This is a genomic window from Streptococcus sp. oral taxon 071 str. 73H25AP, from assembly GCF_000146755.1.
GTDB classification, from domain to species: Bacteria; Bacillota; Bacilli; order Lactobacillales; family Streptococcaceae; genus Streptococcus; species Streptococcus oralis_T.
Genome location: NZ_GL397254.1, coordinates 418,299 through 441,604, shown reverse-complemented (window position 1 = coordinate 441,604; position 23,306 = coordinate 418,299). Strand labels below are relative to the sequence as shown.

Here is a 23,306-nt window from a genome sequence, read left to right as displayed (position 1 = left end):
TTTTACCGTCAATTAATTTATATGTCAAATTTTTCTAAGTATATTATTGCATTTAATTTAATTTTAATAAAATGTAATATTTCTGTAACGCCGTAATTTACAGCTTGTAAACCTTATACCTTAAAGTTTTCTTAAAATTTTTTTGAGCGAAGTATTTTTAAAACATTCTAAAACTTACCATTATCTAAATATTTATTTTTTCTTAATAATTCAGATAATTATATTTTAGCGTTTCATAGAATGTATCTCTTTTTCTAATACGAAAAGATCCATCTCTAATGAAAAAGGGATTTACGACTTCTTGCTATTTTAAAGTTAAACCTTATAAAATCTGTCTTAAAACAAATTTTTCGACAGATACAAGACCAATTCTCCGATATATTCACAAACCGCATTCATGGCCGGTTGATGGTTCTGATACCAAATACCCGTCCCATCTGGAATATAGCCTCGTTTGATGTACAATCTCTGGGCAGGTCCATACCCTGAATGGAGACCAACACCAAGGGTCACCTTATCCGATATGAGCTTAACTCGTTTTTCCGCTTCTTCCATCAAGAGGTTTCCAATACCTTGATTTTGAAAGGGCTCAAAGACATTGAAATCTGAGAGTTCTGGATAGATTTCTGCAAAAGGCCCCTGCTTAGCGCAGGGCAAAATTGTGATATAACCCGCTAAAGAACCCCCAACCTCTGCAACTAAGACTTCTCTCTCCCTACATTCTTGTTCAAGAAAATACCTAGCCAAAATTTCTTCTCTACCCGGCCAACCTTGATTGATAAAACCTTGGGATAGTTCTTTAACATCAGATGTTTGCATTTTTCTAATCAGACACGTTGTTTCCATAAGGTACTCCTTAAAAGCCTTCTTCCACTATTATAGCACGATAATAGAGATAAAAAGAAAAAGAAAGACCTAGCAAACTAAAAATAGAATCCTACTAGGCCCAGAAATATATGCTTTTGATTGTTCACAGTAAGAATCTTAATTCGCTTTCTTATTTTCAAACTCATGAAAAAGAGGTCTACCTGGACCCAACTCGCTCTCTCATTTCCATGCTCGTAAAAAAAGACCCGTAAGGGTCTTAATTCGCTTTCTTGTTTCCGAGCTCATGAAAAATAGGTCCACTGGATCTCAACTCGCTCTCTCATTTCCATGCTCGTGAAAAAAAGACCCATATGGGTCTTTTCTTTAATCTTCGTTTACGAAAGGCATCAAAGCCATTACGCGAGCGCGTTTGATAGCTGTTGTTACTTTACGTTGGTTTTTAGCTGAAGTTCCTGTTACACGACGAGGAAGGATTTTCCCACGTTCTGAAACGAAACGGCTAAGAAGCTCAGTATCTTTGTAATCAACATATTCAATTTTGTTTGCTGCGATGTAATCAACTTTTTTACGGCGTTTGAATCCGCCACGACGTTGTTGAGCCATGTTTTTTCTCCTTTATAGTATTAATTGTCCATTAGAATGGTAAATCATCATCTGAAATGTCCAATGGATTTGTTGCTCCAAATGGATTTTCAGAACGTGAAAAGTCTGGTACTGGGTTTGCAGGTGCTGATTGACCAGCAGTTGGTGCAGAATAAGCTCCACCTGAATGTCCTTCGCGCACTCCGCGGCTTTCCAACATTTGGAAATTATCCGCCACGACTTCTGTTACGTAAACACGTTGTCCTTGCTGGTTATCGTAACTACGAGTCTGGATACGACCTGTGATCCCGATAAGAGAGCCTTTTTTAGCCCAGTTAGCAAGATTTTCAGCCTGTTGACGCCACATAACGACATTGATAAAATCAGCCTCACGTTCGCCATTTTGACTCTTAAATGTACGGTTTACTGCAAGAGTAAAAGTCGCAACTGCTACATTTGATGGGGTATAACGCAACTCAGCGTCACGCGTCATACGCCCTACAAGTACAACATTGTTAATCATAATCTACCTTCTTACGCGCCAAGTTTGACGATCATGTGACGAAGAATGTCAGCGTTGATTTTTGAAAGACGGTCAAACTCTTTAAGAGCTACGTCATCGTTTGCTTCAACGTTAACGATGTGGTAAAGTCCTTCACGGAAATCTTGGATTTCGTATGCAAGACGACGTTTTTCCCAATCTTTTGATTCAACAACAGTTGCACCGTTGTCAGTCAAGATAGAGTCAAAACGTGCTACCAAAGCGTTTTTCGCTTCTTCTTCAATGTTTGGACGAATGATATAAAGAATTTCGTATTTAGCCATTGATATGTTCCTCCTTTTGGTCTAATGACCCCCGGTCTTTGCAAGGGGTAAGTGAGGTTCGCTCACAATAAACCATTATACTAGAAAAACTGACAGATAGCAAGTAAAAAAGATAAAAGTGAAAAAATAACTTTATTACTTAGAAATAACATCCTCTTTGAGTTCCAAAGCTCTGGCCATCTCTTTCAAAATGAAAAATAGCAAAAAGCTGGCTAGCACTAAAACGAGCCCTAAGTAAAGGAAGGCTACTACAAATCCTAGATAGTCAATCAACCATCCCGTCAGAGGAAAAATGATGATCATACTTAGGCTGAACATCATAGAGTAGACACTTAGCATGGTTGCCCGTACCTCGCTTGGGAGTCGCTTTTGTAAATCATTATCAAAAATCGGCTGAAAGAGGGCATATAAGGCGTTACTGAGCCAATAAATCAAAATGTAAATCAGTGGCGTACCAAAATAGGAAAGCAAATAAGTTCCTCCCGTCAAGAGTACAAGAATTGGAAAGAGTTTTAAGGCTGAATACCTCTTTCCAATCTTACTTGCTAGATAAACTGCCCAGATATTCAAAACACTGCCGATCAGCATGACTATCGAAATCTGCCACCCTTCTAAGTCAGGCAGTTGATTTTGATAGTAAAAATAAAACATGCACATCAGTGTCCCGATGATTTGGGAAAGAATCATCCAACTAAAAAGACTGGGGTTTCTCCGCAACTCCTCTTTGACAGTCCAGATTATTTTTTTCATTGTCAGACGCTCAGATTTTTGTGCTTTAACACTAGGCTCTTTTAGCATCCAAGTTAGGAAAAGAACGATTATCGAAGTAACAATCATGATATAGTAGGTCAAGTGCAATTGACCATGGACAAAAAATCCCGCTAAAACAGTCCCCAAAGACCGAGTTCCTTCTGCTACTCCTGACATAAAACTGGAGATAGACAAGTAGCGCTCTTTTAATCCAGCCTCCACGGCCGAATCATAAACCATAGCTGCACTCGTCCCCGAATCAAAATTATAAGACAAGGCACTCACCACCATAGCGAGTGCGTAAATCCAAAAATTACCTTGTCCTAGTAACATGAGAATAGACGACGCGATTCCAGCTATTCGACTTAAATATAGATTGGTTTTATAGGAATAGCGGTCAGCTAACATTCCAGAGGGAATTTCACAGATGACACTGGTGGCATGAAAAATACTTTCCAATAAGCCAATCTGCCAAAGCGACATCCCGTTTTGACTGAGAAATAGAATCCAAAAGCTGGTAATGCCCAGAAAGGCAAAAAATTCCACACCAGCCATGAGACCGATATTCTTCCGATAATTTCGTTTAAACATAGTTTCTCCTTTAACAAGTGTATTTGTATCTTTGTGTTTGTCACTTGTTAAGCTGTGCTTTACATGTTCTCCACCTCTTCTTTCTTCTACTTTGAAAAAACGCCCCTAGGGCGTTTTGATTTATTTTATGGTTTGATACGGTGCAACATACGTGGGAATGGAATAGCTTCACGGATGTGTTTTGTACCTGCTGCGAAAGTTACCATACGCTCGATACCGATACCAAATCCTCCGTGTGGAACTGTACCGTATTTACGAAGATCAAGGTAGAATTCGTACTCTGTACGATCCATGCCAAGTTCATCCATTTTTGCGACAAGGGCATCGTAGTCTTCCTCACGCATAGATCCACCGATGATTTCTCCGTAACCTTCTGGTGCGAGCAAGTCTGCACAAAGCACGCGCTCTGGATTTCCAGGAACTGGTTTCATGTAGAAGGCCTTGATAGCTGCTGGGTAGTTCATGACAAATGTTGGTACACCAAAGTGGTTTGAAATCCATGTTTCGTGTGGTGAACCAAAGTCATCTCCATGCTCCAAATGCTCGTAGTCAGCATCTTCATCGTTTTCATGCTCTTGCAAGAGATCAATCGCTTCATCATAAGTGATGCGTTTGAATGGCTCTGCAATGTAGCGTTTCAACAGTTCTGTATCACGCTCCAATGTTTCCAAGGCTTGTGGAGCACGGTCCAATACACCTTGAAGCAAAGCTTTTACATAAGCTTCTTGCAAGTCAAGTGACTCATCATGTGTCAAGTAGGAGTACTCAGCATCCATCATCCAAAACTCAGTCAAGTGACGACGCGTTTTTGATTTCTCCGCACGGAATACTGGACCAAAGTCAAAGACACGACCAAGAGCCATAGCACCTGCTTCTAAGTAAAGCTGACCTGATTGGCTCAAGTAGGCTGGCGTTCCGAAGTAATCTGTTTCAAAGAGTTCAGTTGAATCTTCTGCTGCGTTTCCTGAAAGAATTGGGCTATCAAACTTCATAAAACCGTTCTTGTCAAAGAACTCATAAGTTGCATAAATGATAGCGTTACGGATTTGCATAACAGCCACTTGCTTGCGAGAACGAAGCCACAAGTGACGGTTGTCCATCAAAAAGTCTGTTCCGTGTTCTTTTGGTGTGATTGGATAATCTTGAGATTCACCGATCACTTCGATGTCTGTAATATCCAACTCATAGCCAAACTTAGAACGTTCGTCTTCTTTCACAATTCCTGTCACATAAACAGACGTTTCTTGGCTCAAGTGTTTGATCGTTTCAAATTTTTCAAGACCTACCTCTTCACCAAATTTTTCAATAAAGTTTGGTTTGAAGGCGACTCCTTGGAAAAAGGCTGTTCCGTCACGCAATTGCAAGAAGGCAATTTTCCCTTTTCCTGATTTATTGGCAACCCAGGCTCCGATGGTCACTTCTTGACCAACGTAGTCTTTTACATCGATAATTGTTACACGTTTTGTCATAATCTATCTTCCTTTTTTCGTTTAACTTGTCCGAAGACATCATTACCCACTATTTTACCATAAATAGACTGCGATAGCTAGGTTCTACTAGAGAAAAATCGCGAGATTTTCGATACAAAAAATCTTCGCTAAAAAGGCGAAGATTCTAGGTTTTATTTTTCCATAAATTGATGCAAGCGACGAATAGCTTCTTTCAAAGTATCCAAGTCTGTAGCATAGCTGAGACGAACATTTTCTGGTGCTCCAAATCCAGCTCCTGTAATCAAGGCAAGACCGGCTTCTTCGAGAATAGCAGTTGTAAACTCTGTCACATCGGTATAACCCTTCATCTCCATCGCTTTTTTAACATTTGGGAAGAGGTAGAAGGCTCCTTGGGGCTTGACAACTTCAAATCCTGGTACTTGGCACAAGAGAGGGTAAATAGTGTTCAAACGTTCCTCAAAAGCCTGGCGCATGGTTTCAACAGAGTCTTGTGATCCAGTCAGAGCTTCAATGGTAGCATATTGCGATACGGCAGTCAGGTTAGAGGTTGTTTGTCCTGTTAGTTTGCTCATAGCAGCTATAATTTCAGGATTTCCCACAGCATAACCTACCCGCCAACCAGTCATGGCATAGGCCTTAGATACACCGTTAATCACGATGGTTTGCTTGCGAATGGCTTCTGACAGACTAGAGATTGGAACAAATTCGTTCCCGTTATAAACCAAACGACCATAAATATCATCTGCTAGGATGAGGACATCATGTTCAACAGCCCAATTTCCGATGGCCAAGAGTTCCTCACGAGAGTAGATCATGCCGGTCGGATTAGATGGCGAATTGAGAACCAAGACCTTGGTCTTATCTGTTCGAGCTGCTTCTAGCTGCTCTACTGTTACTTTAAAGTGATTGTCTTCCTTGGCCCGGACAAAGACTGGTACTCCTTCTGCCATCTTGACTTGATCCCCATAACTGACCCAGTAAGGAGTAGGGATGATGACCTCATCACCTGGATTGACCACAGCCATAAAGAAGGTGTAGAGGGAGAACTTGGCACCAGTAGCAAAGGTAACCTCGTTAGCCGCTACGGAATACCCATAGTAGCGTTCAAAATAGGTATTAACCGCCGCTTTTAACTCTGGTAGGCCTGATGCAACTGTATAAAAGGAAGCTCGTCCATCTCGAATCGCTTCTACCGCTGCATCTTGAATGTTTTCAGGAGTATGAAAATCAGGCTGTCCCAAGGTTAGGAAAAGAACATCCTTTCCCTGAGCCTTTAATGCCTTGGCTCTTGCATCACTAGCTAGAGTGACGCTTTCTTCCATTTCTAGTACACGTTTGGATAGTTTCATATGTCCTCCTTATTGGATCACTGCTCCTGTTTCAAAGTCAACCAGATAGTACTGGTTTCCTGACTTGACTTCCCAAATCGGCTTGTCCTGATAACGACCAAAGGTGACTTTGTCAATGTCGCTAGCACCTTTTTCCCTCGAAATCGTCGCCGCCTTGTCTTGAGAAATCCCCTTATCTAGCTGATAAACATAAATCTTATGTTCATTCTTTTCAATCAGTACGGCAATGGCCTCTTGCTTTTTATTATGCCCCAGAACACTGTAATAAGCTTCCGAACCATTAAAAAAATCAACCTGATCTGCCTTTTCCAATTCTGCATACTGCTTGGCTAGTTTTTCTCCCTCAACCCTAGCATCCTGATAGGGCTTCATACTGAGAGAGATCAGATAAAGGAATGAAGTGGTCATGACTAGTAATACTAAAGTAATGCCGATTCCATACTGTAAAAGTAGCTTGTTTTTTGCGTTTTTCTGTCTTAGTTTCACCCGTCTATTTTACCATCTCTCCTCTTTTATTACAAGTGAAGATAGGAACATTCCGAGATTATTTTCCCTTTGAAATTAAATACAATATTTGCCTGTCTATCAAATACTGTTTTCTCAGAACTAAGTTTTCCACCCCTAACAAGTAAACTTAGCTGAGCACATTTATTGCTAATTAGTATTATTTGTTGTAACATAGATAGTAACAAAAAAAGGTTCGCTCTTTGAATTTTAAACTAAAGGAGACACATCATGTCTAAAAAAGTACTATTTATCGTTGGTTCACTACGCCAAGGTTCTTTCAACCACCAAATGGCCCTCGAAGCTGAAAAAGCACTTGCTGGAAAAGCGGAAGTTAGCTATCTTGATTACTCAGCTGTTCCTCTCTTCAGCCAAGATTTGGAAGTTCCAACTCATCCAGCTGTAGCTGCTGCTCGTGAAGCAGTCCTTGCTGCGGATGCTATCTGGATCTTCTCTCCTGTCTACAACTTCTCTATCCCTGGAACAGTGAAAAACTTGCTTGACTGGCTCTCTCGTGCCCTTGACTTGACGGATACACGTGGTGCTTCTGCCCTCCAAGACAAGTTTGTTACTGTCTCATCAGTAGCCAATGCCGGTCACGAACAACTCTTTGCGATTTATAAAGACCTCTTGCCATTTATCCGTACACAAGTCGTTGGTGACTTTACTGCCGCACGTGTCAATGACTCTGCTTGGGCAGACGGAAAATTGGTCTTAGAAGAAACAACTGCTTCATCACTTGCCAAACAAGCTGATGACCTTCTTGCAGCCATCAACTAATCAAGCAAAAACCAGCTCGAATGAGCTGGTTTTATGCTTGTTTCACAAAGACGAGTTCTAAATCACTTGATAAATCAGGTCGGTAATCAAAACCTGCAAAACTGAGCTGGCGAGCTTGTTCGACTGTTTGAACTTGCCCTTCTATCAAGGCTGTCAAAAAAGCCCCACGCGCTTTCTTGGAAATGGTTGAGTGAATCTTCAGCTGACCAGCCTTGTCCTCCATAAATTTGAAGGTCACCATCTTTTCTCTAATTTCCTTCGAAAATACGGTTTCAAACTCTGATGACAAGAGAGAAAATATCAAGTCCTCATCCTCTAGCACCTCATCGTAGGCTGACTTCCAATGACTCTTTAAAGTCTTACCAGTGACTTTTAACTTCATCAAGAAGTCCAAACGGTGAGGAGCCATTGGAGATAGGGCTGGAACTACGCCATACAAAGCTGATGTAATTAAAACATGATCTTCAAGATAGGTTTGTTCAGCCTCGGTTAACCCATCTCGTTTGATGTGGCGATACATGAGACCATCGAAGAGTTTCAAAGCTGGATAATGTTTAGCCCTGTGAGCTTTTAGAGCTTGAATATGAGCGTGCTCTTCTTCTGCTTTCTCGGCAGATACCTTATAAAAACTTTCTAATTCACTAGCTGAGTAGTGCGCCAGTGAGTCAAGAACTGCCTGGCTTTCTTCACTCAAGGGGAGCGCTTCGACAAGAGGAAGGTTTGTGTTCATTTCTTTGGCTGTTGGGATTAAAATTTTCATATTGTTAGTGTAGCATATTTTTCAACCACGACCAAGAATTTCATCTTAAAAACCTCGGTATGAACCGAGGTTTCTTTTACTTGACTTTAAAGGTCTTGAGATAGTTATCTTTACCGACTTGACCTTCAAAGGATTGCCCATTTTCAAGGTAAGGAAGGTCGTCTGACACTGAAGCCTTGACCTTGTAAATCTTGCCATCAACTTTGAAGAAGTAGACGGTATCACCCTTGATGACAGCTGATTTAAGGTCTGAGACGATACCCTTAATGTTTTCTACCGTTTCATTATCCAGCTCGAGGTCATTTTTATTGGCGTATTTGCTGAGGAGTTCATCTACCGTAGCTGCTACGATAACGTTTTGGTACTCCACGGCATCGACCAATGCATACTCCTTGACCAAGCCTGCATTGTCCTTCAAGCCCATGATGTAGAGCGGTTTATCATTGAGATTGACAAGGATAGGGAAGGTAGCCTTATAGGCCTTCTCTTGCACTGCTCCTTCTGCGGAAGCACGGGCAGATTCTTCGGTTGCAGATGCTAGATTATACTTGGTGATTTCACCAGTGCGCATATTTTCAAGAATAAATCCTAGATTACTTTCGTCAGCATTTGCTGAAGTCACCCCCGTGTAGAGATAGATATCATTTCCGATGGAGAGATAGTTATAGCCTTCTGTCGTTTGGGTAACATTTTTCTTAGAAATCAAGGCATTCCAGAAGCCGTCTTTATACTTGCCGTTGTAGTTGATTTGTTCGATGGTTTCTTCGGCTGGATAGACACGATCCACCCATTCTGGCACTTCATCCAAGCTGTATTCCTTGGTTTCTCCATTGGTAGCGTCTAAGATAATAACAGATGACGGACGAGGTACTCCTAGACCAAACTGCTTTTGATAAACGGTTGCTACATAGAAGGGATTGCCTTCATCATCCACCTCAAAGGATGGCATTTTAAAAATCTTGGTTGGGTACTTAATCCGAAGATGACGTTTGACGTCACGGTTAAAATACTCGGAGTCCGAATACTTCATCGGTGTTTTTAAATCTACCAATTCCGCATTTCCTGTCACCATATCAACCTTGATATACTCGCCAATTCCCTTGGCTTGATTGTTGAACCATTTGATGGGATCAGCATACTCTAATGGCGTCACCCGATAGGGTTTGCCATCAACCGTCAGCTGAGTATAGGTATCTGCTGCTACGTACTGGGATACCTTATCCGTCAGAGAGCCCAGATAACGGTCACCAATCTTTTCTGCAGTGCTACGATCTAGGATTGGAACCTTACTGGTATCACTCTTAGGAAAATCTTTAAAGTCTTTTTCTGTGATAGACACCACATTGGCATAGTTTTTAGCCTGGAAAAAGCTAGAGGTCACTAAGCTAACCAGACCAGCAAGGGCAAAGATAAGGCCTGCAGCCAGCAACAATCCTCCACCTAGTCTATTAAAATGAATCCCTTCTAGATTGAGTTCGTTGGCAACCTTGCCATGACGTAGGTGAACTGTCTTGAAAGGATTGGTATCCCTTCGAAAACTAAACAAAATCCCCATCACCACCAGATGAGCACAAAGAAAGACGATGAATTCCCAACTAGTAAGATTGAAGGGTGGTAAAAAGATATACCAGGTCGTTGCGATAAAAACAAGTTCAAAGAGTATACGTTTCATCTGAGTTCCTCCTAAATAATCCGTCCTTCCAAATGATCCAGTTCATGTTGGCAGATCTGAGCTGGAAAACCTGTCAGTGTAATGGTCTGTTCCTGCCACTTGCTATCGCGATAGGAAACCGTAATCGTTTCATAACGAGTCGTCGTTCGAACCCCCGTCAAGGACAAACAACCTTCCTCTGTCTCGTAAGGCCCTTTGTAGGAAAGGAGAATAGGGTTAAACATGACCATGGGAACTAGGCCAAGATTAAAGATAATCACGCGCTTCTGCACACCAATCATATTGGCCGCCAGACCGACACAGGTCTCGCGATTAGCCAGCAGGGTATCCTGCAAATCTTTAGCCAGATAAAGGTCTTCCTGACTTGCAGGTTTCGAGACCTGCGACAAGAATAAGACATCTCGGACAATTTTCTTTTCCATTCTCTTACGCTCCTTGCTACTTTACTTTATTATAGCACAAAAGGGGGTAACTTCTAGTCTTTTCCTCAAATGCAAAAGAAAGCCATCCAAAGATGACTTTCTTTTTAAATCGCGTTCTTATCAAGACCTAGTTTACGTTGAACAAACTTAACGATTTCTACGATAAGAATCATTGAGAAGCTTCCGCCCATAACGATTCCCCATTGTGATAAGTCTAGTTTGGTTACGTGGAAGATACCTTCAAGTGGTTCTACGACGATTGTTGCCATAAGAAGAATGAAGGATACCAAGATAGACCAGTTGAAGGTCTTAGACTTGAATGGACCAACTGTCAAGATGGATTGGTAAACAGACTTAACGTTGTAGGCATGGAAGAGCTGGATCAAACCAAGTGTTGCAAAGGCCATAGTAAGAGCATCAGCGTGGATAGCTTGATTGTCACCCACATGAACTGGGTAAAGAAGGGCAAGACCATAAACGGCCAGAACAAGAGCACCTTGAAGGAGACCTTGATAGATGATGGAACTCATAACCCCACCTGAGAAGAAGCTTGACTTACGTCCACGTGGTTTGTGGGTCATAACACCTGGCTCAGCTGGCTCAACACCAAGAGCGATAGCTGGGAAGGTATCGGTTACCAAGTTGATCCACAAAAGATGAACTGGTTGCAAAACATCCCAACCAAACAAGGTTGATAGGAAGATAGTCAAAACTTCAGCCGTATTGGCAGAAAGAAGGTACTGAATAGTCTTTTGAATGTTTGAGAAAACCTTACGTCCTTCTTCAACTGCGACGATGATGGTCGCGAAGTTATCATCCGCAAGAATCATGTCAGATGCTCCCTTAGAAACCTCTGTACCAGTAATTCCCATACCGATACCGATATCGGCTGTTTTCAGAGCTGGGGCATCATTAACACCATCACCTGTCATGGCAACGACCTTACCTTGGTTTTGCCAAGCTTTCACGATACGAACCTTGTGTTCTGGAGATACACGCGCATAAACAGAGTATTGACCAACTACTTTTTCAAATTCTTCATCTGAAAGTTCGTTCAATTCCGCACCAGTCAAGACATGGTCTTCTGAGTCATTTTCATCGATGATTCCCAAACGTTTGGCAATAGCTTCTGCTGTGTCTTGGTGGTCACCAGTGATCATGATTGGACGGATGCCTGCTTCTTTAGCGACACGAACTGCTTCTGCTGCTTCGGCACGTTCAGGGTCAATCATCCCAATCAAACCAGTAAAGATCAAGTTGTTTTCCAGTTCTTCAGAAGTCAAGTTTTCTGGAATGCTATCAATAATCTTATAAGCACCTGCAAGGACACGCAAGGCTTGGTGAGCCATTTCAGAGTTGTTTGTGTGAATTAAGTCATTGACTTTCTCATCAATCGAAGCAATATCACCAGCCTTGTCACGAGCAACACAACGTTTCAAAAGTTGATCTGGAGCCCCTTTGACTGCCACGAGGAATTTGCCATCTGGCAATGGGTGAACTGTTGACATGAGCTTACGATCAGAGTCAAACGGCAATTCAGCGACACGAGGATATTTCTCTAAAAATCCTTTAACATCATAGCCCTTATCTAAGGCATACTGGATGAAGGCTGTTTCGGTTGGATCCCCGATCAGGTTTCCTTCTGCATCAATCTTAGTATCATTAGCCAAAACAACTGAACGAAGAAGAGGCATTTCAAGACCTAGTTCAATGTCATCAGCTGAATCATGTAGGACTGCATCATAAAAGACTTTTTCGACGGTCATCTTGTTCATGGTAAGTGTACCAGTCTTATCAGAAGCGATGATCTCAGTTGAACCAAGTGTTTCTACTGCTGGCAACTTACGAACGATAGAGTTTCGTTTTGCCAAAACTTGAGTACCAAGGGCAAGAACGATGGTCACGATAGCAGGAAGGCCTTCTGGGATGGCTGCAACAGCAAGCGCAACAGAGGTCATCAACTCACCGAGTGGATTTTTGCCTTGAATGAAGACTCCAACTACAAAAGTAACAAGGGCAATGACCAAAATAGCATAGGTCAAGACCTTAGAAAGGTTGTTCAAGTTTTGTTTGAGTGGTGTATCCGTCTCATCCGCATCTTGGAGCATGCCAGCGATATGACCAACTTCAGTGTACATACCTGTATTGACAACAACACCAAGACCACGACCGTAGGTAACATTTGAGTTTTGGAAGGCCATATTGACACGGTCACCGATACCTGCATCTGCAGCAAGTTCAACTGTCAAGTCTTTTTCGACTGGAACAGACTCACCTGTTAGAGCCGCTTCTTCGATTTTAAGTGAATTAGCTTCTAGCAAACGGAGGTCTGCTGGTACGACGTCACCTGCTTCTAGAGCAACGATATCACCTGGTACCAATTCTTTTGAGTCAATCTCAGCCATGTTCCCATCACGTATAACGCGAGCAGCTGGACTAGACATAGACTTGAGAGCTTCGATGGCTTCTTCCGCTTTTCCTTCTTGGTAAACACCGAAGGCTGCGTTGATGATAACAACGGCTAGGATAATGATGGCATCTGCAATATCTTCCCCACCAGAAGTTATGACAGACAAGATGGCTGCAGCCACCAAAATAATAATCATCAAATCCTTAAACTGTTCGATGAATTTAACCAAGAGAGATTTTTTCTCACCCTCTTCGAGTTCATTGCGCCCATATTCTGCTAAGCGTTTCTGCGCTTCGCTTGACGAAAGGCCTTGCTCAGTTGCTTCAACCGACTTCAAGACCTCTTCAGGACTTTGAATATAAAACGCTTGGCGTTTTTGTTCTTTTGACATGCGTCTCCTCCTTGACATTGTGTGCAAAACAAGTTCTCTTTTTGTTTTATGACAAACAAAAAGAGACTTGTTAATCATAACAAGTCTCGCTGTTTAAGATAGGGCCGGAAGGTATACTTTGCAGTACACAATTCGGAATGACGACACTATCACAGGTTTCTGCCAGCTACTCCCTTGAGTAGTACTATTATACCAAATTTTGAAAAGTTTTCAATCATTAAAATTCGATGAAGGAGGAGGACTAAATTTGAATTTTCCCGCAAAAACCAGTATAATGAAAGAATATTATTTATACTAAAAAGGAAGTCCCATGAATCAATCCATGTCAAATCTCAAGTTAGCTGAGCGTGGTGCCATTGTCAGTATCTCGACCTACTTACTCTTGTCTGCGGCAAAATTAGCGACTGGCCACCTCCTACATTCTTCCAGTTTGGTAGCGGATGGTTTCAACAACGTATCCGATATTATCGGAAATGTTGCTCTTCTGATTGGCATTCGGATGGCTCGCCAGCCTGCAGACCGTGACCACCGCTTTGGACACTGGAAGATTGAAGATTTAGCTAGTTTGATCACTTCCATCATCATGTTCTACGTTGGCTTTGATGTGCTTCGGGACAACATTCAGAAAATCCTCAGTCGGGAACAAACGATTATTGATCCTCTAGGAGCATTCCTAGGAATCATTTCTGCGGCGGTTATGTTTGTCGTTTATCTCTATAACACAGGCCTCAGTAAGAAATCCAAATCCAAAGCTCTAAAGGCAGCTGCTAAGGATAATCTTTCTGATGCTGTTACCTCACTTGGAACCACCATTGCCATCCTAGCTAGCAGTTTCAATTATCCAATCGTGGATAAACTGGTTGCTATCATCATCACTTTCTTTATCTTAAAGACAGCCTATGATATCTTTATCGAGTCTTCCTTCAGTCTTTCAGATGGTTTTGATGACCGGCTACTAGAAGACTACCAAAAGGCTATCATGGAAATTCCAAAGATTAGTAAGGTCAAGTCCCAAAGAGGGCGTACCTACGGTAGCAACATCTACCTTGATATCACCTTAGAAATGAATCCCGACTTATCTGTCTATGAAAGTCATGAGATTGCAGACCAGGTCGAGTCTATGCTAGAAGAGCGTTTTGGAGTCTTTGATACCGACGTCCATATCGAGCCAGCGCCTATACCTGAAGACGAAATTTTAGACAATGTCTACAAAAAACTGCTCATGCGCGAGCAATTGATTGACCAAGGAAACCAGCTAGAAGAACTCCTTGCTGAGGACTTTATCTATATCCGTCAAGATGGAGAGCAGATGGATAAAGAGGCCTATCAAGCCGAAAAAGAACTTAAAGCTGCAATTAAGGACATTCAGATTACCTCCATTAGTCAGAAAACCAAACTCATATGCTATGAGATGGACGGAATCATCCACACCAGTATCTGGCGTAGCCATGAAACTTGGCAAAATATCTTTCATCAAGAGACTAAAAAAGAAGAATAGAAAAATCCTGTCGTAATAACAGGATTTTTCTATTCACCTAACTATCAAAGTCACTTAGGTATTCATAGCGTTCGTATTTTTCAAGGAGTTCTTCGTTTTTCTCGTCTAGCTCTTTCTGAAGGGTCGCTAGTTTGCCAAAGTCAGAGCCATTTGCCTGCATTTCTTCTTCAATGGCTGCGATACGATTTTCCAAGGCTTCAATATCGCCTTCAATGCTTGCCCACTCCTGCTTTTCTTGGTAGGTCATGCGTTTCTTGTCTTCACGGACCTTGACCACTTTCTCCTTTTCGGCCTTTTGCACTTGATTGGCCATCTCTGTTTCAAAGGCTTTTTCGTCAAGATAGTCTGTGTAATGACCAAAGAAAGGACGAATCTTGCCATCCTCAAAAGCAAGAATCTTAGTTGCTACCTTATCCAAGAAATAGCGGTCATGGCTAACTGTCAAGACAGGGCCTGCAAAACCTTGCAAGAAATTCTCTAAGACTGTTAAGGTCGCAATATCTAGGTCATTTGTCGGCTCATCCAAGAGAAGAACATTTGGTTTTTCCAAGAGCAATTTGAGGAGATAAAGGCGTTTTTTCTCTCCACCAGACAATTTCTCAATCAAGGTTCCATGCGTCGAACGTGGGAAGAGGAACTGCTCTAGCAACTCTGCAATGGAAGTCGTAGAACCACCACTAGTCTTAACCTCTTCTGCTACTTCCTGCAGGTAATTGATGACCCGTTTGCTTTCATCCAAGCCTTCGATTTGTTGAGAAAAATAGGCGATGCGAACAGTTTCCCCTCTCACAACTTGTCCTTCAGTTGGCTCAAGACTTCCTGCAATCAAGTTGAGTAGGGTTGATTTCCCAACACCGTTGTCCCCAACGATACCGATACGGTCTTTAGCTTGCACCAAAAGGTTAAAATCTTGCAGAATAGGTTTTTTCTCGTAGGCAAAGGAAACATCTTTAAACTCGATGACCTTCTTTCCAATACGGCTAGTTTCAAAGTTCATGGTTAAATCTGTTTCACTACTATTATCTGAAACTTCCTTTTTCAAGTCGTGGAAACGATTGATCCGAGCCTGCTGCTTGGTCGCACGCGCTTGCGGTTGTCTGCGCATCCAGGCCAGTTCTTGTTTGTAGAGTTGTTCTTTTTTATGAAGGAGAGCGGCATCGCGTTCATCCTGTTCGGCCTTGAGGCGAACATAGTCCTGATAATTGCCTTGATACTCGGTCAAGCCTGCGCGGTCCAACTCGAAAATCCGCGTTGACAGTGCATCTAGGAAATAGCGATCATGGGTGATAAAGAGAACCGTCTTCTTGGAATTTTTCAAAAAGAGGGTCAGCCACTCAATGGTCGCAATGTCCAGATGGTTGGTCGGCTCGTCCAGTAACAAGAGGTCGTGGTTTCCTAGGAGAACTTGCGCCAACTGGACCCGTCTTCTCAGACCGCCTGACAATTCACCAACTGGAGTCGACAAGTCCTGAATACCTAGCTTGCTGAGGACCGTCTTGACCTGACTTTCAATTTCCCAAGCTTGGAGAGAGTCCATCTCTGCCATGATTCGTTCCAAACGAGCCTGCTTGTCCTCGCTATAGTTGAGCATGATCAACTCATACTCACGAATCAACTGGATTTCCTTGAGGTCGCTGGAGAGAACCGTATCCAAGACCGTCTTGCTATCATCAAACTCTGGATCTTGGGTCAAGTAGCCAATCTTATAGTCATTCTTAGCCAAAAAAGGACTGACATCCCCATCAAAGCCTGAAACACCTGATAAAACATCTAAAAGGGTGGTCTTACCCGTGCCATTGACACCAATGAGACCGATTCTATCCAAATCATGGATGATAAAGGAAATATCCTTAAAAACGGTCTTGTCACCAACGGATTTGCTTAGTTTTTCAACGATAAAATCACTCATTTTTTCTCCCTCAGGTAAGCATGGATTGCTTGACGATCATTTTCCAACTCTCCATCGACAATGGCAAACTCAATCTCCGTTAAAATCTCTCCCAAGTCTGGTCCTGGCTGGTAACCATATTCCTTAATCAGAACTCCTCCGTTAATCTGGATTTCTTTCTTATCATGAATGGTCAAACTCTGGTAAGTTTCTGTGATGGCTTGTGGGTTGACTTCTTTCCCTTGAGCCTGACGAAGACTTTCAGCTTGTAGAAGGGAATCCAAGTCAAAGCGGTAACAATCGCGCTTGCTCAGCTCTCCTTCTTCTCGCAAAACCAAAATAGTCAGCAAATCCTGTACTTGCTTGGCAAACTGGCGTGAGGTTTTCCAAGCTTTCAAAAATGGCTGTGCATCTTTAATCTCCAAAGCCCACAACAGAGCTGCCCAGGCTTGTTCAGAAGATTCAAAAGTGAAATCAGTCTCCAAAACAAACAGTCTGTTGAGCTTGCCCTGGCTTCCTGCCATGTCTGGAAGATAGTCATAAGCTCGACTCTCAATCATGGAAGACAGACCAACTCGCCAAAAAGGAGCCAGCAAGAGTTTATCAAACTCAACGAAGGTGCGCTCCACAGAAATTTTCTCCAAGAGTGGCGTCAAAGTCTTCATCGCCACAAAAGTTTCTGGTTCAAGTTCAAAACCAAGACTGGCCTGAAAACGAAAACCACGCATAATGCGCAAAGCATCTTCATTGAAGCGCTCACTGGCTATACCTACTGCTCGCAAGACTTGGTTTTCCAGATCTTTGAGACCATCGAACAAATCGATGATTTCTCCTGTCTCATCCAAGGCAAAGGCGTTGACTGTGAAATCACGGCGCTTGAGATCTTCTTCTAGCGAGCGCACAAAGGAAACCGCACTGGGTCTGCGATAGTCCACATAGACATCCTCTGTCCGAAAGGTGGTTACCTCATACTCCTCGTCCCCATCTAAAACCAAGACAGTTCCGTGCTCGATTCCGATATCAGCTGTTCGCGGAAAAATCTGCTTGGTCTCCTCTGGATAGGAAGAAGTCGCGATATCCACATCGTGGATGGGACGATTGAGTAGGGCATCTCTGACGGAGCCCCCAACAAAATAGGCCTCAAAGCCTGCTTCTTTAATTTTTTCTAATACTGGTAAAGCCTTCTGAAATTCAGAAGGCATTTGCGTTAATCTCATAATAAGTGTTCTAATCCATAGACAAGCTCATGACGCTTGACAACTTCTTTGATTCCCAAATTGACCCCTGTCATGAAGGAGCTGCGATCATAGGAGTCATGACGAAGGGTCAATCCTTCTCCCTGATTGCCAAAGATGACTTCCTGATGGGCTACCAAGCCTGGTAGACGGACTGAGTGTATGCGCATGCCATCAAAGTTAGCACCACGAGCACCTGCAATCAATTCTTCCTCATCAGGCGCACCTTGCTGAATAGACTCTCGAACTTCCGCCATTAACTCGGCAGTTTTAATAGCTGTTCCACTCGGAGCATCTTTTTTCTTGTCATGATGAAGCTCGATGATCTCCACATTTGGGAAATATTTGGCAGCCTGCACCGCAAATTGCATCAGCAAGACAGCTCCCAAGGCAAAGTTAGGGGCAATCAAGCCACCCAAATCTTGTTCACGGGAAAATGCTTTTAGTTCTGCAATTTCTTCACTAGTGAAGCCTGTTGTTCCAACCACTGGAGCAAAGCCATTTTCAAGAGCAAAGCGTGTATTTTCGTAGGCAACAGCTGGAGTTGTAAAATCTACCCAGACATCCGCTTCAAAACCAGCCAAGTCAGCCTTATCATTGAAGACAGGAATTCTCTGCCATTCTGACGCAGACTCAAAGGGATCCAAAACTGCGACCAAGTCCAAGTCCGGATCAGCAAAGACCATCTGACAGGCAGCTTGGCCCATCTTTCCCTTAAACCCGGCGATAATTACTCGAATACTCATCTCTACTCCTGTCTAAGATACAAAGCCTGTAAGAACATAAAGTGAAAATAGGAGTTCTGATCAAGGAGTGTCTCCTCCTTGGAAGAACTATCTTTTTCACACAGGGTTCTAGGCATGTTCAATTATCAAGATATAAAGGACGTTAGTTGCCCATGAAAAATAGGGAATGACGCTGACTTTCCACGAAAGGCAAGACAGGCATCTTTTTCAAGAGGCAATAGTCCGTGTTCAATTACTAAGATACAAAGCTTGTAAGAACAGTCTAGACGACTGGTGTATAGCTTAAAGCGATACTACCTTCTCCAAGGTGGGTTCCAATGACACTACCAAAGGTTGCAATTGGAATCTCAGCAGTCACACCACTCTCCATCAAAAGCTGACGTAAGTCCGCTGCCTTTTGAGGAGCATTGCCATGTATGACTGTGATACGGTAATTCCCATCTTTTGTCAACTCTTTGATGATTTCCACCAAACGTTTGATTGCCTTCTTTTCTGTACGAACTTTTTCGTAAACTTCAATCACACCTTGGTCATTGAAGTAAAGAATGGGCTTGATACTAAGGAGATTCCCTAGGATGGCTGCCCCATTTGACAGACGTCCCCCCTTAACCAAGTGGTCGAGGTCATCTACTATGATAAAGGCTGAATTATCAGCAATTTGAAGAGCTAATTTCTCCTGAATCTGAGCAAAATCATCGCCCTGTTCTGCCCATTCAAAGGCACTCTCTACCATAAATCCTAGAGGGGAACTTGTGATATGGGTATCTGGAAAGGCAATGGTCAAGCCATCATACTCATCCAACATGTATTGGATGTTCTGATAAAAACCTGAAATCCCTGACGAAAGAAAGAGTCCCAAAACATGGGTATAACCTTGTCCTTTCAAGGAACTTAGAATCTCATCCAATTTGGCAATACTTGGTTGACTGGTTTTAGGCAATTCTGCAGACTGAGCCATTTTTTGATAAAATTCCTCAGCAGTCAGATTGACACCTTCAACATACTCCTCCCCATCAATATTGACAGGAATATCCAAGATAAATAGATTCTCTCTTTGCAGCGTCTTCTCCTCTAAATAGGCTGAAGAATCTGTAATGACAGCTAATTTCATGACTAAAACTCCAAATTGATCCCTGGAAGATCCAAGGCGATTTCTGTTACTTCATACGTCAAACGGTTGAGCATGTTCAAGCATGGACGTGCCAAGGTTTCAACTTCTTCTTGGTTAAATTCACTTGGTTCGTTAACAATACGACCTTCCACATGGTTAACTTGAGAAATCGTTCCACTGATAACAAATTTGTCAAAGACAATCATAAAGCTCAAGATAACAACTAGCGAGGTTACTTGGTTTTCTTGGTCGTATTGGAGCAACTGGAAATTCACATCTACCTTGGTTTCAGGAGCCCCATTTTCATTTTCCCATTCAAAGTTACGAGCATCAAAGTGATACTGGCTAACAAATTCTTGTTCTCGTTTAAGATTCATTTCTCTCTCCCATTGCTACAATTTACTATGCAATTGTACCACATTTTTATCATTTCATCTAGTTTTCTAGGCTTTAGTCAATACCGATCTCATCTTTAACAGCAGTAGCAATCGTATCTACATAGTAATTGACTTCTTCTGTTGTAGGTGCCTCTGCCATAACTCGCAAGAGAGGTTCGGTACCACTTGGGCGGACAAGGATACGGCCGTTCCCTGCCATCTCTTCTTCCATCTTTTCGATGATTGTCTTGATGGCTGGTACTTCCATGGCCTTTTCTTTCATGGCATTTTCCACTCGGATATTGACCAGTTTTTGTGGGTAAATCGTCACTTCTGATGCTAGTTGAGACAAGGTTTTACCGGTTTCCCGTATAACTTTTGTTAATTGAACGGCAGTTAACTGTCCATCACCTGTCGTATTGTAATCCATCAAGATAACGTGACCAGACTGTTCACCACCAAGGTTATAGCCTGATTTTCTCATTTCTTCGACGACATAGCGGTCACCAACTGCAGTGACTGCCTTATTAATGCCTGCGCTGTCCAAAGCCTTATGAAAACCAAGATTAGACATAACGGTTGTTACGATAGTATTTTGGGCTAACTGGCCTTTTTCAGAAAGGTATTTCCCAATAATATACATAATCTTATCACCATCAACGATATCGCCATTTTCATCAACAGCAATCAAGCGATCACTGTCTCCATCAAAGGCCAAACCGATAGCTGATTGGCTTTCTTTCACTACTTCTTGAAGAGCTTCTGGGTGCGTAGAACCCACATTCAAGTTGATATTAAGACCATCTGGTGTCTCACCGATAACTGTCAGTTGAGCACCCAGATCAGCGAAAATCTGACGAGCACTTGTAGACGCTGCACCGTTTGCGGTGTCCAAGGCCACTTTCATTCCCTCAAGAGGCGTTCCAGTTGAAACAAGGTAGCCTTCATACTTACGCAAACCTTCTGGATAGTCCACTAGGGTTCCCAAGCCTTCGGCACTTGGACGAGGAAGAGTGTCTTCGGTAGCATCTAGCAGGGCTTCGATTTCAGCTTCTTTTTCATCATCAAGTTTGAAACCATCCCCACCAAAGAACTTAATTCCATTATCAAGGGCTGGGTTGTGGCTAGCGGAAATCATGACACCTGCACTGGCTCCCTCAGTTTTGACCAAGTAAGCTACTGCTGGTGTTGCAAGGACACCAAGTTTGTAGACGTGAATCCCTACAGAGAGAAGACCTGCCACCAAGGCTGATTCTAACATTTCTCCTGAGATACGTGTATCACGTCCTACAAAGACTTTAGGGGCTTCTGTTTCGTGTTGACTGAGGACATATCCACCAAAACGGCCTAGTTTAAAAGCCAATTCTGGTGTCAGTTCTACGTTTGCTTCTCCACGGACTCCATCGGTCCCAAAATATTTACCCATTTTATTTATCATCCTTTTCTATTATTTATTATTGTTTAGACGAATCTGATTTTGTTTCTGAACTCGTTGAAGACGAACTGCCTTCTGAGGAACTTGTTGACGAGTTACTTGAACTAGACGTTGCTGTTTTTGTTGTAATTTTCATAGTTGTGTCAAACGGCATAATGACGCTTGGTAAGACATTTCCATTTTTATCGACTGCTTGTAGAGGAACAGAGGACGAGTAGTTTCTAGTTATCCGTTCACTCGTCGGTAAGATGGCAATGACACGATCTACTTTGGAGAGGGTTTCCTCATCACTAATAACCGTTACTTTTTCATCTGATATAGTAACTGTATCGATTTTCACGCGAGAATCAATCTGACTAGGATCAATCTCCGGCACAACAATGACATTGTCTCGTTTTGCTTTTTTACCAACCTTCACTGTTATCTTTTGCGGTGTCGCAACAGCCGTCAAACCACTCGGTAAATTTTCAATAGTCAGAGGAACTTCGATGGTTCCTACACTAGCATCAGAAAGATCAGCCGTCACCTTAAATTTGCGGGTACTTTCCTGCATCTCACTCGCCAAAGCAACTCTGTTTGACCCTGTTAGAAAGACCGTCACCTCAGATGTAAAACCACTGATAAAATACTGATCACTGTCATACTGAATATCAATTGGGACATTAAGAACTGTGTTTGTATAAGTCTCCGTCCGCACCTGTCTGGCACTGTTGCTATTCTGATAGTTTGTCAAAGTTGCATAGATAAAGAGAATGCAGGCGAAAAAGAAGGAAGAAATGATGTATAGACTATTTTTTCTCATGTTTCAATCCTCCTAGCAAGCGCTCTTTCAGACCTTGCTTTTTCTCTGATTTTGGAAGTAAGATTCTTCTTAATTCAGATTCAAACTCTTCCAAGGTCAAATCGTGCTTAAAGACTCCATTATAGGTGATGGAGATTCCACCCGTTTCTTCCGAAACCACAAAGGTAAGAGCATCTGATACTTCCGACAAACCAATCGCCGCCCTGTGACGCGTTCCAAACTCCTTGGAAATCCCGGTATCTTCAGTCAAGGGTAGGTAGGCTGAAGTTACAGCAATCCGGTCTTCCTTGATAATGACAGCACCATCATGCAAGGGAGTATTGGGAATGAAAATATTAATAAGCAATTCAGCCGAAATTTTAGCATCTAAAGGGATCCCTGTCGAGATGTATTCCTGCAAGGTTCTTACTCGCTGAACCACTACAAGCGCCCCAATCTTACGAGGACTCATGTATTCAACTGATTTCACAAATGCACGAACCATCTGCTCTTCCGCACTGATAGGGGCATTGGAGAAGAAATCAGTAGCCCGGCCCAATCGCTCCAAACCTGTTCGAATCTCTGGTGAAAAGATAACTACCGCTGCAATCACCCCGTAGGTGATGATCTGATTGATCAACCAGGAAATAGTCGTTAAACCAATCATATTGGAAAGAATCTGGGCTAGAATAAAAACTAAGACTCCACGGACCAATATCATAATCTTGGTGCCTGCAATAGCTTTAGTAAAATGATATAAAATATAAGTCACAATGAGAATATCAATCAGATTGGTGACTATACTCCAAGGACTTGAAAACAAACTCGTCCAGTATTGTAAATTGGATAATTGTTGAAAATTCATCCTTGGCCTCCTCCCTGTCAAAACACTTTACTCATCATTATACCATTTTTTGCCC

The 23,306-nt window shown here is 42.4% G+C and carries 22 protein-coding genes; 2 read left to right on the top strand and 20 right to left on the bottom strand.

From position 1 onward, the window contains the following. Positions 1-336: 336 nt before the first annotated feature. The 8 genes from HMPREF9189_RS04485 to HMPREF9189_RS04450 form a co-directional block, all read right to left on the bottom strand. On the bottom strand, positions 337-846 hold the full coding sequence (locus tag HMPREF9189_RS04485) for a GNAT family N-acetyltransferase (RefSeq protein WP_000450284.1): 510 nt from the start codon (positions 844-846) through the stop codon (positions 337-339). A 345-nt stretch (positions 847-1,191) separates the two neighbouring features. Continuing rightward, on the bottom strand, positions 1,192-1,431 hold the full coding sequence (gene rpsR, locus HMPREF9189_RS04480) for a 30S ribosomal protein S18 (RefSeq protein WP_000068664.1): 240 nt from the start codon (positions 1,429-1,431) through the stop codon (positions 1,192-1,194). A 31-nt stretch (positions 1,432-1,462) separates the two neighbouring features. Next, the gene (gene ssbA / locus HMPREF9189_RS04475; RefSeq protein WP_000609592.1) at positions 1,463-1,933 is read right to left on the bottom strand and encodes a single-stranded DNA-binding protein SsbA; all 471 of its coding nucleotides are present in this window, start codon (positions 1,931-1,933) and stop codon (positions 1,463-1,465) included. 11 nt (positions 1,934-1,944) lie between these two features. Then, entirely contained in the window at positions 1,945-2,235 is a 291-nt protein-coding gene (rpsF, locus tag HMPREF9189_RS04470) for a 30S ribosomal protein S6 (RefSeq protein ID WP_001151776.1), read from the bottom strand. Positions 2,236-2,370: 135 nt separating this feature from the next. Then, positions 2,371-3,576: an MFS transporter gene (locus HMPREF9189_RS04465; protein ID WP_000476803.1), complete on the bottom strand. Its 1,206-nt coding sequence runs from the start codon at positions 3,574-3,576 to the stop codon at positions 2,371-2,373. 125 nt (positions 3,577-3,701) lie between these two features. After that, positions 3,702-5,048, bottom strand: coding sequence for an asparagine--tRNA ligase (gene asnS / locus HMPREF9189_RS04460; RefSeq protein WP_176601962.1), 1,347 nt, complete (start codon positions 5,046-5,048; stop codon positions 3,702-3,704). Between the two features lie 149 nt (positions 5,049-5,197). After that, complete coding sequence (locus HMPREF9189_RS04455) at positions 5,198-6,376, bottom strand: pyridoxal phosphate-dependent aminotransferase (protein ID WP_000777450.1); 1,179 nt, start codon at positions 6,374-6,376, stop codon at positions 5,198-5,200. 9 nt (positions 6,377-6,385) lie between these two features. After that, complete coding sequence (locus tag HMPREF9189_RS04450) at positions 6,386-6,862, bottom strand: DUF5590 domain-containing protein (protein ID WP_009755268.1); 477 nt, start codon at positions 6,860-6,862, stop codon at positions 6,386-6,388. Between the two features lie 249 nt (positions 6,863-7,111). On the opposite strand from HMPREF9189_RS04450, the gene HMPREF9189_RS04445 reads away from it, so the two are divergent. Beyond that, positions 7,112-7,660: an NADPH-dependent FMN reductase gene (locus HMPREF9189_RS04445; protein ID WP_000039637.1), complete on the top strand. Its 549-nt coding sequence runs from the start codon at positions 7,112-7,114 to the stop codon at positions 7,658-7,660. 31 nt (positions 7,661-7,691) lie between these two features. Here HMPREF9189_RS04445 and yaaA read toward each other — a convergent pair whose 3' ends face one another. From yaaA to HMPREF9189_RS04425, 4 genes are all read right to left on the bottom strand, one after another. Beyond that, a complete protein-coding gene (yaaA, locus tag HMPREF9189_RS04440; protein WP_009755267.1) occupies positions 7,692-8,420 on the bottom strand; it encodes a peroxide stress protein YaaA in 729 nt (242 codons plus the stop codon). A gap of 76 nt (positions 8,421-8,496) precedes the next feature. Beyond that, entirely contained in the window at positions 8,497-10,092 is a 1,596-nt protein-coding gene (locus HMPREF9189_RS04435; RefSeq protein WP_000821463.1) for a hypothetical protein, read from the bottom strand. Positions 10,093-10,103: 11 nt separating this feature from the next. Continuing rightward, a complete protein-coding gene (locus HMPREF9189_RS04430; protein WP_000412253.1) occupies positions 10,104-10,514 on the bottom strand; it encodes a peptide deformylase in 411 nt (136 codons plus the stop codon). Positions 10,515-10,618: 104 nt separating this feature from the next. Next, entirely contained in the window at positions 10,619-13,315 is a 2,697-nt protein-coding gene (locus HMPREF9189_RS04425; RefSeq protein ID WP_000032413.1) for a cation-translocating P-type ATPase, read from the bottom strand. Between the two features lie 310 nt (positions 13,316-13,625). Here HMPREF9189_RS04425 and HMPREF9189_RS04420 point away from each other — a divergent pair, with 310 nt between their 5' ends. Next, positions 13,626-14,813: a cation diffusion facilitator family transporter gene (locus HMPREF9189_RS04420; protein ID WP_001076593.1), complete on the top strand. Its 1,188-nt coding sequence runs from the start codon at positions 13,626-13,628 to the stop codon at positions 14,811-14,813. A gap of 37 nt (positions 14,814-14,850) precedes the next feature. On the opposite strand, the gene HMPREF9189_RS04415 is transcribed toward HMPREF9189_RS04420, so the two are convergent. The 8 genes from HMPREF9189_RS04415 to cdaA all read right to left on the bottom strand — a co-directional run bounded on the left by HMPREF9189_RS04415 (position 14,851) and on the right by cdaA (position 23,251). Next, positions 14,851-16,722, bottom strand: a complete 1,872-nt coding sequence (locus HMPREF9189_RS04415; protein ID WP_001279090.1) for an ABC-F family ATP-binding cassette domain-containing protein — start codon at positions 16,720-16,722, stop codon at positions 14,851-14,853. After that, entirely contained in the window at positions 16,719-17,918 is a 1,200-nt protein-coding gene (locus HMPREF9189_RS04410) for a CCA tRNA nucleotidyltransferase (protein WP_009755266.1), read from the bottom strand. Before HMPREF9189_RS04410 ends, HMPREF9189_RS04415 begins: the two co-directional genes overlap by 4 nt. Further along, positions 17,915-18,682, bottom strand: a complete 768-nt coding sequence (gene dapB, locus HMPREF9189_RS04405) for a 4-hydroxy-tetrahydrodipicolinate reductase (RefSeq protein WP_000027860.1) — start codon at positions 18,680-18,682, stop codon at positions 17,915-17,917. The genes HMPREF9189_RS04410 and dapB overlap by 4 nt, the downstream gene beginning before the upstream one ends. Before the next feature lie 262 nt (positions 18,683-18,944). Continuing rightward, positions 18,945-19,793 (bottom strand): DegV family protein, encoded by an 849-nt coding sequence (locus tag HMPREF9189_RS04400; protein WP_000762158.1) that lies wholly within the window; start codon positions 19,791-19,793, stop codon positions 18,945-18,947. Positions 19,794-19,795: 2 nt separating this feature from the next. Continuing rightward, complete coding sequence (locus HMPREF9189_RS04395; protein ID WP_001050095.1) at positions 19,796-20,170, bottom strand: DUF1149 family protein; 375 nt, start codon at positions 20,168-20,170, stop codon at positions 19,796-19,798. A 73-nt stretch (positions 20,171-20,243) separates the two neighbouring features. Next, positions 20,244-21,596 (bottom strand): phosphoglucosamine mutase, encoded by a 1,353-nt coding sequence (gene glmM, locus HMPREF9189_RS04390; protein WP_000521458.1) that lies wholly within the window; start codon positions 21,594-21,596, stop codon positions 20,244-20,246. A 28-nt stretch (positions 21,597-21,624) separates the two neighbouring features. Continuing rightward, a complete protein-coding gene (locus HMPREF9189_RS04385) occupies positions 21,625-22,407 on the bottom strand; it encodes a YbbR-like domain-containing protein (RefSeq protein ID WP_001230920.1) in 783 nt (260 codons plus the stop codon). Then, a complete protein-coding gene (gene cdaA, locus HMPREF9189_RS04380) occupies positions 22,394-23,251 on the bottom strand; it encodes a diadenylate cyclase CdaA (RefSeq protein WP_001011078.1) in 858 nt (285 codons plus the stop codon). The genes HMPREF9189_RS04385 and cdaA overlap by 14 nt, the downstream gene beginning before the upstream one ends. Positions 23,252-23,306: the final 55 nt, after the last annotated feature.

Excerpts from the sequence above, each read along its gene's own strand:
- HMPREF9189_RS04485 (WP_000450284.1), bottom strand. The coding sequence starts at position 846 with ATGGAAACAACGTGTCTGATTAGAAAAATGCAAACATCTGATGTTAAA.
- rpsR (WP_000068664.1), bottom strand. The coding sequence starts at position 1,431 with ATGGCTCAACAACGTCGTGGCGGATTCAAACGCCGTAAAAAAGTTGAT.
- ssbA (WP_000609592.1), bottom strand. The coding sequence starts at position 1,933 with ATGATTAACAATGTTGTACTTGTAGGGCGTATGACGCGTGACGCTGAG.
- rpsF (WP_001151776.1), bottom strand. The coding sequence starts at position 2,235 with ATGGCTAAATACGAAATTCTTTATATCATTCGTCCAAACATTGAAGAA.
- HMPREF9189_RS04465 (WP_000476803.1), bottom strand. The coding sequence starts at position 3,576 with ATGTTTAAACGAAATTATCGGAAGAATATCGGTCTCATGGCTGGTGTG.
- HMPREF9189_RS04455 (WP_000777450.1), bottom strand. The coding sequence starts at position 6,376 with ATGAAACTATCCAAACGTGTACTAGAAATGGAAGAAAGCGTCACTCTA.
- HMPREF9189_RS04445 (WP_000039637.1), top strand. The coding sequence starts at position 7,112 with ATGTCTAAAAAAGTACTATTTATCGTTGGTTCACTACGCCAAGGTTCT.
- yaaA (WP_009755267.1), bottom strand. The coding sequence starts at position 8,420 with ATGAAAATTTTAATCCCAACAGCCAAAGAAATGAACACAAACCTTCCT.
- HMPREF9189_RS04435 (WP_000821463.1), bottom strand. The coding sequence starts at position 10,092 with ATGAAACGTATACTCTTTGAACTTGTTTTTATCGCAACGACCTGGTAT.
- HMPREF9189_RS04430 (WP_000412253.1), bottom strand. The coding sequence starts at position 10,514 with ATGGAAAAGAAAATTGTCCGAGATGTCTTATTCTTGTCGCAGGTCTCG.
- HMPREF9189_RS04425 (WP_000032413.1), bottom strand. The coding sequence starts at position 13,315 with ATGTCAAAAGAACAAAAACGCCAAGCGTTTTATATTCAAAGTCCTGAA.
- HMPREF9189_RS04420 (WP_001076593.1), top strand. The coding sequence starts at position 13,626 with ATGAATCAATCCATGTCAAATCTCAAGTTAGCTGAGCGTGGTGCCATT.
- HMPREF9189_RS04415 (WP_001279090.1), bottom strand. The coding sequence starts at position 16,722 with ATGAGTGATTTTATCGTTGAAAAACTAAGCAAATCCGTTGGTGACAAG.
- HMPREF9189_RS04410 (WP_009755266.1), bottom strand. The coding sequence starts at position 17,918 with ATGAGATTAACGCAAATGCCTTCTGAATTTCAGAAGGCTTTACCAGTA.
- dapB (WP_000027860.1), bottom strand. The coding sequence starts at position 18,682 with ATGAGTATTCGAGTAATTATCGCCGGGTTTAAGGGAAAGATGGGCCAA.
- HMPREF9189_RS04400 (WP_000762158.1), bottom strand. The coding sequence starts at position 19,793 with ATGAAATTAGCTGTCATTACAGATTCTTCAGCCTATTTAGAGGAGAAG.
- HMPREF9189_RS04395 (WP_001050095.1), bottom strand. The coding sequence starts at position 20,170 with ATGAATCTTAAACGAGAACAAGAATTTGTTAGCCAGTATCACTTTGAT.
- glmM (WP_000521458.1), bottom strand. The coding sequence starts at position 21,596 with ATGGGTAAATATTTTGGGACCGATGGAGTCCGTGGAGAAGCAAACGTA.
- HMPREF9189_RS04385 (WP_001230920.1), bottom strand. The coding sequence starts at position 22,407 with ATGAGAAAAAATAGTCTATACATCATTTCTTCCTTCTTTTTCGCCTGC.
- cdaA (WP_001011078.1), bottom strand. The coding sequence starts at position 23,251 with ATGAATTTTCAACAATTATCCAATTTACAATACTGGACGAGTTTGTTT.